At 41.8% G+C, this 15,476-nt stretch carries 5 protein-coding genes; all 5 read left to right on the forward strand.

Annotated elements, in window-relative coordinates; genetic code table 11:
* Nucleotides 1-235: 235 nt before the first annotated feature.
* The 5 genes from LA303_RS09150 to purD all read left to right on the forward strand — a co-directional run bounded on the left by LA303_RS09150 (nt 236) and on the right by purD (nt 15,462).
* Nucleotides 236-1,399: a helix-turn-helix domain-containing protein gene (locus LA303_RS09150; RefSeq protein WP_240524970.1), complete on the forward strand. Its 1,164-nt coding sequence runs from the start codon at nt 236-238 to the stop codon at nt 1,397-1,399.
* 169 nt (nt 1,400-1,568) lie between these two features.
* The gene (locus tag LA303_RS09155; protein ID WP_240524971.1) at nt 1,569-7,103 is read left to right on the forward strand and encodes a T9SS type A sorting domain-containing protein; all 5,535 of its coding nucleotides are present in this window, start codon (nt 1,569-1,571) and stop codon (nt 7,101-7,103) included.
* 385 nt (nt 7,104-7,488) lie between these two features.
* Complete coding sequence (locus LA303_RS09160) at nt 7,489-12,915, forward strand: DUF7619 domain-containing protein (RefSeq protein WP_240524972.1); 5,427 nt, start codon at nt 7,489-7,491, stop codon at nt 12,913-12,915.
* Between the two features lie 126 nt (nt 12,916-13,041).
* The gene (locus LA303_RS09165) at nt 13,042-14,166 is read left to right on the forward strand and encodes a glycosyltransferase family 4 protein (RefSeq protein ID WP_262901469.1); all 1,125 of its coding nucleotides are present in this window, start codon (nt 13,042-13,044) and stop codon (nt 14,164-14,166) included.
* Nucleotides 14,167-14,181: 15 nt separating this feature from the next.
* A complete protein-coding gene (gene purD, locus LA303_RS09170; protein ID WP_240524974.1) occupies nt 14,182-15,462 on the forward strand; it encodes a phosphoribosylamine--glycine ligase in 1,281 nt (426 codons plus the stop codon).
* Nucleotides 15,463-15,476: the final 14 nt, after the last annotated feature.

Below are 15,476 nucleotides of genomic sequence, written 5' to 3' on the forward strand. Positions count from 1 at the left end.
TGGTTTTTACCAAAAGCAGAACATCCACATACAGCACTAATTATCAACGCCATACGCACAACGTATTAAACCTGAAAAAAAACATCATATTACAGAGAAAAACAAAATACATCTTTTGTGCAAACGATTGATACGGACAAAAATGGAAGGGAAAAATAAAATTTCCGGCCATAAAATATTTCTTTTTACATTCGTCATAGCAAAAGGTTAAATTTTCGCGTAAAAAAACGATTCCATGCAGGTATTACAAGACATGATTCATTTTACTCCGTTTTATGTTACCTTTTTCTGGGGAATTGTTTTTTTACTCAATCCGTATCATAAAAACCGTGCCCGTTACGGATTGGGAATATTTATGCTTGCCGCTGCCGCTGTTTACCTGACCCATGCGGTTTTTTTCACACATAATTATTCCTTTTATCTAAAGATCGACGGTTTGTACATGTTTGCCGATTTGCTGGTTTATCCGTTGTACTACTTTTATATCAGGCTGCTGACAAAAGATTTAAAGTTCAGGAAATGTTATATCTGGCACATCCTTCCGGCATTGCTGCTGGCTGTTGCTTTTGAATGGGCAAGCATAAAGACATCTGCAGAAGGACATAAAATTTACCTGCACAGCGTTTTGCTGAACCATACTTTCCCGGCAAAGATCACTGAGCCATCCTTAAGGTGGATGGTACGCCTTTATTTTGCCAGTCGCGTTGTTTTTGGAATACAGTCTCTCGTATATTTAATTTTAAGTATTCGTCTTATCCGAAAATATCACCGGCGGATTGCCAATTTTTACTCCAACCTGCAGGGCCACAAACTGGCCTGGCTTGAATTATTAACCATTACGCTGATTGTTGCCGCCATATCCAGTTTTCTGTTGAATATTCTCGGCCGCCACTTTTTCGAGCAGAAAAACCTGGTACTGATCCCGTCGCTTATTTTCAGCACCCTGCTTTTTATTATCGGTTTTCTCGGCAACAAGCAAAACCAGACCATTGCCCATGTCATACAAGACGAAAACAGGGATGATCAGCTTTTTGAAAAGCCCGTCAGCAGTATTCTACTGAAAGAAAAGCTGCAGGAACTTATGGAAAACGAAAGGCCCTACCTGAATCCGCAACTGCGCATTACCGACCTGAGCAACCGGCTTTTTACCAATCGCACCTATCTGTCGAAACTCATCAACTCGGAATTCAAAATGAGCTTCAACGATTTTGTTAACCGTTACCGGGTTGAATATGCTAAAGATCTGTTGGCTCAGGATAAAGAAGCGCACTATTCGTTAAACTATTTTTCCGAACAGGCCGGATTTGGATCGCTGAGTTCGTTTTTGCGGGCTTTTAAACAACAAGAAGGGGAAACCGCCGGTATGTACCGACGGAAGTTGATAAAAAAAACAGATTAGCAACCTCTTTCCCAAAAATTTCTTTTTTGTCATAAAAACCCTTTTCTGCTTCATTTCACATGAATTTTACGATATGAATACTATTCGTACAATATGACAATTCCTTGTACCCATAGTATCTTATTTTTGATAAAAATCCCGGAGAAGTACGAACCAAAAAAATAACCTAATGGAAAACAGACCTTTACACAAAAAAAGAAAACCGTTTATCCCATTCTCAATTTATTTACTGTTTTTTATACTCGGATTGGGCAATTTTTTCACTGCCAAAGCACAAACGCCCATTGATTCTTTAATTTTTGCCACTGACGGAACGGTTGAATCCACAGTTATTTCCGGTGATTATCTCTACCTGGGTGGAGATTTTACCCATATCGGAGAAAAAACCGGACCGATAGCTTTTTTTCTGAACGGCTCCAATACTCCGGAAAAAGGCATGCCTATTGTAGGTGATATCCGTCCTTACTGGATGTCTGATCAGGTTTATACTGTTTTGCCTGATGACAATGGCGGATGGTTTATTGCGGGGAAATTTAGTCTGATCAATAACCGGGAACATAACATTTTCGCCCATATTCTGAAAGACAAAAGCATTGATCCGCTATGGGATTTAAAATGGGAATCCGATAAACAGATCAATGTGATGAAATATGATGGTGACTATATATATCTCGCCGGAGACATGTCCATAAAAGACAGCCAGGGCAACTTACACGAATATGTTTGTCGCATCAACCGGAAAACACGGGAGGTGGACCCCGAATGGAATCCGGACCTGAAAGATGCCGACGAAGTGGAAAAAATGGAAATCGGAAAAGATTGGGTATATCTTGCCGGCTGGATCGGAAAAGTGGAAGGCTTTTGGCAGGATGCCATGGTAGTAGTGGATAAAAATACCGGAAAAAGAATCGCTTTTCCCACCGCCAGCTCCATAACCGCTTTAAAACTCATGGGCGATACACTTCTGGCCGGCCAGCCCAATTTATATTGGAGCAAATATCCGGATGGATTTGGCTACATTGCCAAAGGCATTGTTGGCTTGGACGAACAAAACGACAAGCCGGTTCAGGCCGACGCCCCGGAAGGATACTTTTACCATTCCATTCCTGACGGAAACGGTGGTTGGTATGTAGCCGGACGATACAATGAAAATGACGGTTTTTTTCATCTCGATAAAGATTTACAGGAAATTGAAACATTCAAACAAGACAACCTGACCTATTCATCTCCTTACACCCGGCTACTTCTTTATAACAATGCTTTATTTATAGGAACTAAAAGCGATATTAGTTTAAATGAAAAAACCTATCGTTACTTGTTTAAACTGGATGCTACTACAGGGGAAATGGATACCAGTTTCCGTCCCTTACCCAATGCCCAAATTTATTCTCTGGCACAATGGGGAGATACCCTGATCGTTGGAGGAAAATTTGATACCATTGCCGGAGAATACCGTCCCGGGCTGGCCGCTATTGACCTGAAAACAGGCGCCCTGCTTCCCTGGAAACCCGATATTCATCTCAGCAATTTCGATGCAGGATACACCGGAGGAGAAAGAGCTATTCAGGCTATGACCATTAAAAACGATACACTCTACATTGGCGGAATTTTTCAAATTTCTACTCCTACGCTTGACAGCAATGCCCGTGGCATCTACGGACTGGCACGCTACAACCTAAAAACCGGAGAACTGGATACCACCTTTCATATTCATACCAGTTATTTTGATCAACCCACCATTACCGGGATGGATTTTCTGAACAATGACCTGTATGTTGTGGGGATTTTCGATATAAAAACACCTTCCGGAGAAGAAATCGAGAACACAGCCATTTTTAATATTGCCAAAAGGCAATTATCACCCGTAAATACCGGTTTTCTTTTCTCTCATTCAGATTCCTTTTCTATCCCACAAATTCTTATCCAAAACGGCATCATCTACATGTGGGGAATAAGCGCAACAGACAATTCCACCGGGGAAAAACGATCTTATTTCATTAGTTTGAAAGCATCGGACCATCAATTTACCTCCTGGAATCCTCTGCCTAATTACCGGGTACACAGTTTTTCCTTCAGCAATGATAAAATCCTGATGTCGGGAAATTTCTATTTCCTGAAAAGCTATCCGGATAATTTTGTGGGAATTACTATTCCAAACGGCAACTATGTTCAGTTTCCCGATTTGGAATCAGCCTATACCCTCGCTCTTTCCCCAAAATATATTTTTATCGGGGGTGATTTTAAATGGTATAATGACAGCAGTGTAAACGGACTGGTCCGGCTCAAACGGAAAGACCTGAGCTTCACTTCCTTTCCACATCATATTTTGTCTGATCAAAAACCCATCGCAATAAACAGCATAGTACTGGGTGACAGCGGATTATATGTTACAGGATATTCTGCGTTTAATCTTGTAAATGGTAATTACCGACAAAATATTTGTCTGCTGGACCCGGAAACTGCCGAACTAAAGAACTGGCAGCCACCGACAGCCGATGACAAACCGGAACGTGTTTTCTGTTTCGGTAACAATGTAGTAGTTGCCGGAGGATTTGGTCTCATGCCTTCATGGGAACGTAACGGAGCCGCTAAAATCAATCTGAAGACCTCTTCGGTAACCGACTGGAATATGAACATTCCAGGTTATATTCACATATATAAAATTATCGTGGCCGGTGATACCGTGTATGTAGGAGGTGATGACATTGACGAAATCAACGGAAAAGATGCCAGCGAATTGTCAGCCGTCAGCGCATCATCCGCCACCCTGATTTCCGGTTTCAAACCATCCATCCTTACGGACGGATACGGAGACAGCGAAATCACCGCCATGGCCAAATACGGAAATGCCTTATATGCTGCCGGTGAATTCTTTTCTGTAAACGGGAAAACCCATCATTGTATCGTAAAACTCGACGCATCCACCGGTGAAGTACAAAATTGGGATCCCAAACTTTATGAAGGGTGGAATCCGATATACTGCATTCTTCCTACCGACACCGCAGTCTACATTGGCGGAAAAGAAATTAACACGGAAAACAACAACGATGTAAAAAGCTGGCTAATTAAAGTAGACACTGACAGCGGAAATCTAAAGAAGATCTATCCCTCTTCGTACAATCAAAAGATCCGGGCACTGGCCCTAAACAAAGACGGCGTGCTGGCAGCAGCATCCAATGATTATAAAGGGCTGTTAATTCTTGATAAAACCAAAGACACCTTACTGCCAGTAGAAAGCCAGCCCGAATTTTATTGGGGACTGTATCAGGTTACTGCAATTGACAATGGTTTTATCGCTTTGGGCAATAAAATAAAAGAATTCAATAGTTATACCGAAAAACCGGGGCTGTTTATTTACGACCTGAATCTGGATACCGTGGCCAACATTATCAGTATCCCTGTAATACAAGGACATCCCTATCATTTTGCGCTAAACGGAACACTACTGACCTTAGGAGGTGATTTTGACGGGATAAATGAACAAATCACCAACAGCAATATTGACTTCCTAACCATGCCAACCCAAATTATGCTCGAACCGGGAGTTTACTCCTGGAGTCCCAAAAGAGCCAACAACACGGATCCGTTTGCCCTGACTATCAATGGGTACGGATTTTCAGACAGTACCATCGTGAGGCTTTACGGTTACCAAAACTGGTATCCGGACAGCATGTCCGTAACACCGGAAAAAATCATTGCCTGGTTTGATGGCAAAAAGATCTTCACACCACAATATCTTAATCTTGCTGTAAAACTCAATAATAACAGCGATGAAGAAATCTTCACTAAAGCGGTTACCCTTACAACAACACTTCCCTCCGATGTATGGGCCGACTGGGTAGGACCATCAAAGGTTCTGGCAGGAAAACCCACCACCTTTTATCTCTTGTACGGAAACCGCTCAACGGCAAATGCATATGGCGTATTTCTCTATTTGGCCGTGGAGGACAAGCAGAGTATAATACTTCCCAATGACATTCAACCTCCGGCAACCGATGGCATCAACTGGGATACCATTCCTTCTTATGTGGAATCCGATTATTTTCTTGGCGAACCTTTCAAGGGAAAAGTTTACACCATTTCTCTGCCTTATTTACCGGCAGAATATGAAGGCGCTATTAAACTTACCGTAAATTCTGCCACTTCATCCAACCCTATTCGCGTAGGGATCTCACGGCCTATTTACAACAGTTATGAAGAGTTAACCAGTACAGGAACAAAATCAGCCAACGGAATAGGTTATAGTTTCTTTAGTTGTATGTATTCGATAGCCGATTTCTTTGCAGACTTAACTCCCGGTATAAGCTGTATGAAAGCGGCTTTCGATAATACCGTTTTGATGGCTATTGACAAACATGTACAAAATGAGTCTGTTCAGGCAGAAGACATTGCCAACGCCTTAGGCATGACCATATTAGGATGCATTCCGGGAGAAGCAGCTGTTTCTAAAGGTTTTGCCATAGCAAAAGGCATGGCCAGCATGTACAGTAATGCCTCCGGAGTGTCAAGTGCCCTTGGAGCCTGCGGCGGCTTTATTGACGGACTGAAAAAAGAAGCCTTTGATGTAGAAGGATACGTCACACACGACCCCAATGCCAAATTTGGCCCGGAAGGAATGAATACCTCTCCTTACATCCGCTCTGACCATCCGTATAACTATATAGTGACATTTGAAAATGATTCCGGTGCCACCGCTCCGGTGCAACGGGTAATCATTACCGACACACTGGACAAGAACGTTTTCGATTTGAATACCTTCAAAGCCATTGGATTCGGATTTGGAGATACTTCTTATATGTTCCGGCCAACTGACGGTGACACGGTATATATTGACCTGCGCCCGGAAAAAAACACCATTGTCAGGGTTTTTTACCAACTCGATAAAAATTCCGGGATTTTAACCTGGAATTTTATGGCACTGGATCCGGAAACATATCAACTTGTTGACAATATTGATGATGGATTCCTGCCACCCAACCGCAAAGCTCCGGAAGGCGAAGGAAACATTCTCTATGCCGTAACTCCTTTGTCCGGATTGCCGGAGGGAACCCAAATCAAGAACGCTGCTCACATTGTCTTTGACTGGAATGATGAAATCCCCACGAATACCTGGAACAACACCACCGACAATATTGCTCCGGAAAGTGCCGTGAATGCACTTCCGGACAAAACCGTGGAAACCAGTTTCAAAGTTTCCTGGAAAGGTTCAGATGAAGGTAGTGGTATTTATGCTTACACTGTCTTCGTTTCTGAAAACGACAGTGCTTATTATCCCTGGTTGGTGGATACCCACGACACTTCGGCTGTTTTTTCCGGACAACCGGGCGTAACCTATAAATTTTACTCGATAGCCGTGGACAGTGCAGGAAATAAAGAACCCGTTCCGTCCATTTACGACGCCAAAATTACCGTGAGCGGAACGGGTATTGAAACTTTCGGAACAGGAAACCAAATGCAGTTCCGGATCTATCCCAATCCGGCCAAAGAACACTTCAACGTAGATTACTACCTGCCCGAAAGCAGTTCCGTGAGAATTGACGTGCTTAACGCCTGTGGTCATCTGGTGCAGCTGCCGGTAAAAACAACCGCTTTACGTGGCACATCGCACGTATCATTGGACATCTCACACCTGCCGGCCGGTTATTATTTTGTTCGTATTCTCACCAAATACGGCGTACAAGTCCGTAAAATCATTAAACAATAACGCTAATTACTTCCCTCTCTCTTTTTACTCATCCTTACTATCAAAAAGCAGCCTCCGGGGAGGCTGCTTTTTTGTTGACATTTAAAAAATTTTTCACTATATTTGTCCGTACAACAAGCAGTTAAGTCATTCACGCATATTTTCACACTGTATAAAAAACTTTTAGGAAAAAGGGAAATATTGGGCCAAAGAATCATGCCATCACTATAATTATTAACCAACAAAACAGGTATGCATTATGAAACATTTATTACTTTTAAGAAAAAGGGAACATTTTCTTTTTCGGTGTTTGTTATCCTTATTACTTTTTATAATGTCACCACCGATACAATCACAAAAACTGATTGATTCGTTAAACTGGTCTGTTAACAGCATACAGCCTACAATGGCATCTGATCAACAGTACCTTTATATCGGAAATATTAATACCATTGGGAAAAAATCTCCGGGATGGGCTCTTTTCCAAAACGGTTCATCACAACCAACAGACAGTCTCCCTGCTTTAACAGGAAATCCGACTTATGGCCAATGCCAAATCCGGTATATTTATGCTGCCGTTACCGATGGAAATGGCGGCTGGTACATTGGCGGAGATTTTTTTACCGTCAACGGGGAAAAAACCGGTCCACTTGCTCATATCCGGGCAGATAAAACCGTTGAAAATTTCGCTTTAAAGGGATTGTCTTTTAATGAAACCGGAAGTGCTGAAGTCTTTACCTTAAAAAAAGACGGAAACTTTTTATATGTTGGAGGACGCTTTATAGCTAAAGACAATAAAGGCAATTATTACAACAGTATTTTTAAGCTCAACCTGAACACTGGAGAAGTTGATCCGGAATTCAATCCATTCCCCGGGAAAAAAGACTTCAATAATAACCAGATTGATCAAATCGAAACGGGAAACAATAAAGTATTTATTACCGGACACTTTGAAAACCAAACAAAAGGTTTTCTGGTTTTCGACCAAACTACCGGAAAACAAATTCATACTCCTTCAACTATTTCTTCTCCTACCATAGTTCTACTCCATGACACTTTACTTATTTCTGCCAATTCATCGTTTGGCTATCCTTTAAATACAGGCAGAAATGGACTTGCCTTACTGGATGTTAATACAGACACTTCCATTCTTCCTCACCCTCTTTTCAAAGATTATCAGGAAGACATTACATCAGTCATTGGCGATGGGGAAGGCGGCTGGTATATTTCCACTTTCCAAGGAATTTACCATTTCACCCCGGATCTGGAGCAGGACACCGTCTTTAAACAGAAACTTCTTAACAAAGCATCACAACTTTTGCTAAATGGGGATAACCTTTTTGTTTGTTCTGACCAATCGGTTGAGGTAAACGGAAAAACCATCTCCAAGTTATTTAAACTGGATGCCCGAACAGGAACCATTGACACCCTTTTCAACCCCAACCCCGATTTACCGGTTTATGGTCTTACTGCAAATGGAGATACCCTTTTTGCCGGCGGACCTTTTTACCAGATTGCCGGACAAAAACAACAAAAATTGGCTGCACTGAATATTGCTGATGGGAAACTCATCAATTGGAATCCAGAAACAGAAGGAATTCCATTTCCATTTGGCAATTACTGGGACGGTGTAAAACAATTAATCATACACGACGGGAAACTCTATATTTCAGGAAAATTCACTCTTAAAAATCACACAAATATTGTCAGTTTGGCCCGTTTTGACCTCCAGACAGGAAAAGTGGATACAACATTTTTCATTGACGATTTCAAACAAACGGCTCCGGACATTACCGGAATGGCTCTTTATCAAAACAAACTTTTCGTCACATCCAAAAATGATTTAATCTCAACCACCAAAGATGTGGATAATTTTGCCGTTATTGATTCGGACAAAAAAACCATCAGACTAATCAACGGCAGTTACAAGATTTCTTTTTCCGGCTGGTATGATCAGTCACCGAAAATTAGAGAATATCAGGGAAAAATTTATTGCTGGCACCTTGCTGCTACAGATACAGTCACCCGGTTATCCAGAACGCATTTCTTCAGCATGGATGCTCAAAGCGAAAAACTCACTTCCTGGAATCCCAATCCGGACAACACCGTAAATATATTTGCGGCTTCAGGAGACCGAATGCTGATTTATGGTTCTTTTAGCACACTAAAAACTTTATTTGTCAACAATACAAACGCTTCAAGTCTTTTTGCTTTGAACACCAACAATTTCCAATATATTCCGATTTATTATCCGGGGAAAAGCTTTGGCAGTTCTTATTTTGTAAAACAGTTTGTTTCCAACAATAAATACATCTTTGCAAGTACAGATAGTTATAAATATGGAGACAGCACGGTTTATGGTCTTATCCGGCTAAGCCGAAAAAATTTAAGTTTCGCTCCTTATCATCCCGGACTAAAGTGGATTAATTCGTATGTCAGCATCTATAATATTGCTTTGGGAAAACAAGGTTTATTCGTTATGGGAAATTTTGACAAAGTAGGGAATGCCGAACGAAAAGGACTTTGTTTATTGGATTCCGAAACTGCAGAACTAAAAGCATGGAACCCACCGCCATTTAATTTAACAGGGCCAAATAAACGAATTTTTGCATCGGAGAACGACTCAAACGTAATTGTAAGTACCGATTATAACACATTATTATACCCGTTTTGGTCCCGGGACGGGCTGGCCAAAATCGACCTTAGCACAGGAAAACTATCAAGCTGGAATCCCCACAGTAAGTCATTACGATTAAATGCTCCGGGCAATGTCCAAAAAATTAAGATTTATGGTGACACTGTTGTCGTTTCGTTCCAGGAACCCGTGGTGATGAACGGGAAAGACACCGGAAGTTTATTTTTACTCAACCGGGTTACCGGTCAGGTTATCCCCGGCTTCCATCCGCCTGTATGCGACTATTCTTACTTTTCATCTTTTTTTACGGTTACTTTTGCCCGTCAGGGAAATGATTTGTTTTTAGCCGGTGATTTTAAAAATGTCAACGGAATAAACCATCCCAACCTGGTAAAAATCGATTTCAGTACAGGTAAAATAGATGACAAATGGGGAACTCCTTCTTTCACATCTAACACAGAAATCAATGGAGTTGTCGTCTTTCGTGATACGATATATGTCTACGGAAATATCTATCTGGCAAACGACACATATGTTCACCCATTGATAAGCATAGATGCCAAAACCGGAAATATCATCAAAGCTTACCCGCTTGGCAATGGCAATTATCAGAATATCACGAACATGGCGGTTAATAAAGAGGGAACAATTATGTTTTTCAATAAGTATCTCCCTGGCATTTATGTCCTTGAACCGGAAAACCGGGATACCATAATAAAAGAAGTAAAATTGAGTACAATGGCCAGCTCATTCACAGCTATCCGGACTTACGAAAACCGTTTTATTCTGGCAGCCAAAAACATGAGCGAAAAGAATCTGACAACAACTAAATCCGGAATGATTTTTTATGACCCAGACAATGATACTGTTTTACATGCTTTTACCCTCCCATCTGCTAATACTGGAGCAGAGATTTCATCATTTTCCTGTTCCAATGATATTTTAGCAATTGGAGGCTATTTGTGCAATGTTTACGGCCAACAAAATACTAATCTGGCTTTCCTGACCATGCCCGATCTTCACTTAAAACCTGGAATTACTTCCTGGACTCCTCATAAAGCCGATAACAGAAACCCTTTTGCTTTGATGATCTACGGAACAGGATTTGGAGAAAACTCGTCTGTTTCCCTTTTCAACAACGACACCACCCTGTCACCTGACAGTCTGTTTGTAAAAACAAATAAAATCACGGCTTGGTTTGACGGAACCCGTTTTATTCCAGGAGAATGGAATATGAAAGTGGCCATTTCCGACACCCTGACGAAAACCTTTACCGGAGCCATAAAAATTGATGAAGGCAGTTATACCGAGATGTGGGCAAAACTTACCGGGCCCAACGTGGTACTTATTCACAAACCAGAAACCTATTACGTTTCTTTTGGGAATAAAGGAAATACAGCAGCTTTCGGGACTTTTCTTTACATTGGCGTAGGAAAAGATCAGGAGGTTACTTTCCCCAACAGTGAAATACAGGTACCCGATATTCATTACAATAACTTTGATATCAACATGGATACTGTAACCATGTACACTAACGTGGATTACTTTTTCGGACAACCTTTTGACGGAAAAGTATACGCCTTATTTATTCCGTACATCCCGGCTCATTTTGAATATGATTTGAAAATATACATTCGGTCGGATGTTCACGGGCAAAAACCGGTTATGCGTGTGGCCATCAGTCAGCCTTTGTATGAAAGTTATGATGAAATATCCGAAAACCTGAAATCAACTGAAGGATTTTTCTCCAGTTTCTTTCATTGTGCTTATGATATCGCAAGTACGGTGGCCAGCCTGACACCCGGAATCTCCTGCATTAAATCGGTTTTTGATAATTTTATTTATGAAGGATACAAGCGCTACGTAACCAATCAAACTTTTGATGCTCTTTCGGTAACCAAATCCACCGGGCTGGTAGCATTGGATTGTTCCGGCGCAGGAACTGTGGGAAAAGCTTACACCATTGCGACAAAAATTGTTCAGACCGGTAACGGATTACTAAGTATCTCAGGGAGCTGTGATCATTTTTTCAAAAACCTGTTTCAAGACAATACTCAGTCACAAATAGAAGCTTCTGTGGATCCTAATGCCAAATTTGGCCCGACGGGATTAAGTTCTTCCCATTTCGTAACATCCAAACACCCGTATCAATACCTCATTACTTTCGAAAACGATTCGGCAGCTACAGCTCCGGCACAACGGGTAATCATTATTGACACACTGGACAAAAATGTCTTTGACCTGAATACTTTCCGTCCGCTGGGCTTCGGCTTCGGCGATACGAATTACCTGTACCGGGAAAATGATGGAGATACGGTATATATCGATTTACGACCGGAAAAAAATGCTCTTGTCAGGATATTCTATCAATTGGATAAAGGAACCGGCATACTCAAATGGACGTTTCAGACACTGGATCCAAATACTTATGCGTATGTAACCAATGTCAATGACGGATTTTTACCTCCCAACCGTAAATCGCCCGAAGGCGATGGTAACGTTTTCTATTCCATCGAACCACTGGCCGGTCTTCCGGAAGGAACCACTATTCATAACCAGGCACATATCATTTTCGACTGGAACGAAGAAATGGCTACCGATACCTGGAACAACACCACCGACAATATTGCTCCGGAAAGTGCCGTGAATGCACTTCCGGACAAAACCGTGGAAACCAGTTTCAAAGTTTCCTGGAAAGGCTCAGATGAAGGTAGTGGCATTTATGCCTATACTGTCTTTGTTTCCGAAAACGATAGTGCTTATTATCCCTGGTTGGTGGATACCCACGACACTTCGGCTGTTTTTTCCGGACAACCGGGCGTAACCTATAAATTTTACTCGATAGCTGTGGACAGTGCAGGAAATAAAGAACCCGTTCCGTCCATTTACGACGCCAAAATTACCGTGAGTGGAACGGGTATTGAAACTTTCGGAACAGGAAACCAAATGCAGTTCCGGATCTATCCCAATCCGGCCAAAGAACACTTCAACGTAGATTACTACCTGCCCGAAAGCAGTTCTGTGAGAATTGACGTGCTTAACGCCTGTGGTCATCTGGTGCAGCTGCCGGTAAAAACAACCGCTTTACGTGGCACATCGCACGTATCATTGGACATCTCACACCTGCCGGCCGGTTATTATTTTGTTCGTATTCTCACCAAATACGGCGTACAAGTCCGTAAAATCATTAAACAATAACGCTAACTACTTCCCTCTCTCTTTTTACTCATCCTTACTATCAAAAAGCAGCCTCTCCGGAGGCTGCTTTTTTGCTTCCGGCGTTATCCGAAAAATTTTACTTTTGTCAAAAAACAAAAAAACATCTTGAAAATAGCGGTTAATACGCGGTTATTACTCAAAAACAAACTGGAGGGGATCGGCTGGTTCACTTATGAAATTTTCAGTCGTATGGTAAGATCCCACCCAGAGCACCAGTTTTATTTCTTATTTGACAGGCCTTACGATCAACGATTTATTTTTTCGGAGAATGTTATCCCGGTAGTTGTTTCTCCGCCTGCACGGCATCCTGTTTTGCACTATTGGTGGTTTGAACATGCCCTCCCGAAAGCATTAAAAAAAATTAATCCCGATCTGTTTATTTCACCCGACGCATATAATTCTCTTTCTTCGCCTTACCGCAACATCATGGTTATTCATGACTTAAACTTTGTTCATCATCCGGAAATGATGCCTTGGCTTCCCCGAAAATATTACAACTATTACACGCCGCTTTACGCATGGAAAGCCAGCCGAATTGTTACCGTTTCCGGATTTACCAAAAACGATATCGTTGACCAATATAAAATTCCTGCGAATAGAATTGATGTTGTTTATAACGGAGCCAACACGCTGTATCAGCCTATTTTACCGGAAGTACAGGAATTCACAAAGAGAAAATTCACCAATGGGCATGCTTATTTTCTTTTTGTGGGCGCATTGAATCCCAGGAAAAATATTGCCGGACTTTTCCAGGCTTTCGACTTATTTGCCGAAGAAACCCAATCAGAAACCCGCCTTGTTGTTGTAGGTGAAAAAATGTTTGGGGGTCGTGAGATAAAAAAAGCTTTTTCAGCAATGAAACACCGAGAGAAAGTAATCTTCACCGGCCGGCTTGAACCAGAAATTCTGAAAAATATTATGGGTTCAGCACTTGCTCTTACGCTTGTTTCCTTTTTTGAAGGATTTGGAATTCCGGTAATTGAAGCTTTCAATGCCGGCATTCCGGTAATTACATCCAATACCAGTGCGCTTCCGGAAATAACCGGCGAAGCCGCACTCCTGGTCAACCCTTTTGACACAAAAGAAATTGCCGATGCCATGAAAAAGATTACTTTTGTGCCGGATTTGAGGAAAAAACTGGTAAGGAAAGGCTTCCAAAGAAGTCGTCTGTTCAGTTGGGATAAAGCCGCCGAACAGTTTTGGGAAGCTGTTGAGAAAACCGTGCGTTAACCTAAAAACTTAAAAATGAACATCCTGATATTGGGTTCTGGAGGACGTGAGCATGCGCTGGCATGGAAGCTGGCACAGAGTCCTGAGGCAAAACAAATTTTTATTGCCCCCGGAAATGCGGGAACAGCTTTAACAGGAACTAATGTTCCCATCAATCCCACCGACTTTGAAGCATTAAAGACCTTCGTCATAGAAAAAGAAGTGGAGATGGTAGTCGTGGGGCCTGAAATTCCCCTCATCAACGGCATTTCAGACTTTTTTAAACAAGACAAACTATTGCATGATATTCGTGTGGTAGGTCCCGGGAGCAAGGGGGCTCAGCTGGAAGGCAGTAAAGATTTTGCCAAACACTTCATGAAAAAATACGGTATTCCCACAGCCGCTTATGCTACCTTTACTGCGGAAACAGTAAAAGAAGGCGAAAAATTCCTGGAAACCCTCCATCCGCCTTATGTTTTAAAAGCAGATGGTCCGGCTGCAGGAAAAGGGGTACTTATTCTGGACAATCTGGATGCTGCCAAAACCGAACTGCAAAATATGCTGTTAAAAGCTAAATTCGGAAAAGCCTCCGGAAAAGTAGTCATCGAAGAATATTTAAATGGCATAGAGCTTTCCGTCTTTATTTTAACGGATGGCAAAGACTATTTACTTTTACCCGAAGCCAAAGATTACAAACGAATTGGTATGGGAGATACCGGACCAAATACCGGCGGAATGGGATCTGTTTCTCCGGTTCCGTTTGCCAATGAAATCTTTATGCAGAAGGTAAAAGAACAAATTATTGAACCTACCCTTCAGGGACTTCAGGAAGAAAACATTCCGTACACCGGCTTTATTTTCTTCGGACTGATGAACGTAAACGACAATCCGTATGTCATTGAATACAATTGCCGGATGGGAGATCCTGAAGCCGAATCGGTCATTCCGCGAATAAAAAACGATCTGTTGGAAGTATTTGATAATCTGACACAGGGCAAACTAAGCGAAAGCAATCTGGAAATTGACGAACGATATGCCGCTTCGGTAATGCTTGTATCCGAAGGTTATCCCGGAAAATACCAAACAGGAAAAGTCATCAAAGGATTGGATAATTTGAACAATTGTATTGTTTATTATGCCGGCACCAGCCGGGATGTAGAACACGACCAGATGAAAACCAGCGGAGGACGGGTTTTGGCCATTACTGCTTTTGGAGACACCCTGAAAGAAGCTTTGCAAAATGCATATTCCAATGTAGAACAGATTAATTTTGAAGGGAAATATTATCGGCAGGATTTAGGATTTGACCTTCAGTAATGAAATGATTGAAA

The sequence above is a fragment of the Candidatus Sulfidibacterium hydrothermale genome (assembly GCF_020149915.1).
Classification (GTDB): domain Bacteria; phylum Bacteroidota; class Bacteroidia; order Bacteroidales; family F082; genus Sulfidibacterium; species Sulfidibacterium hydrothermale.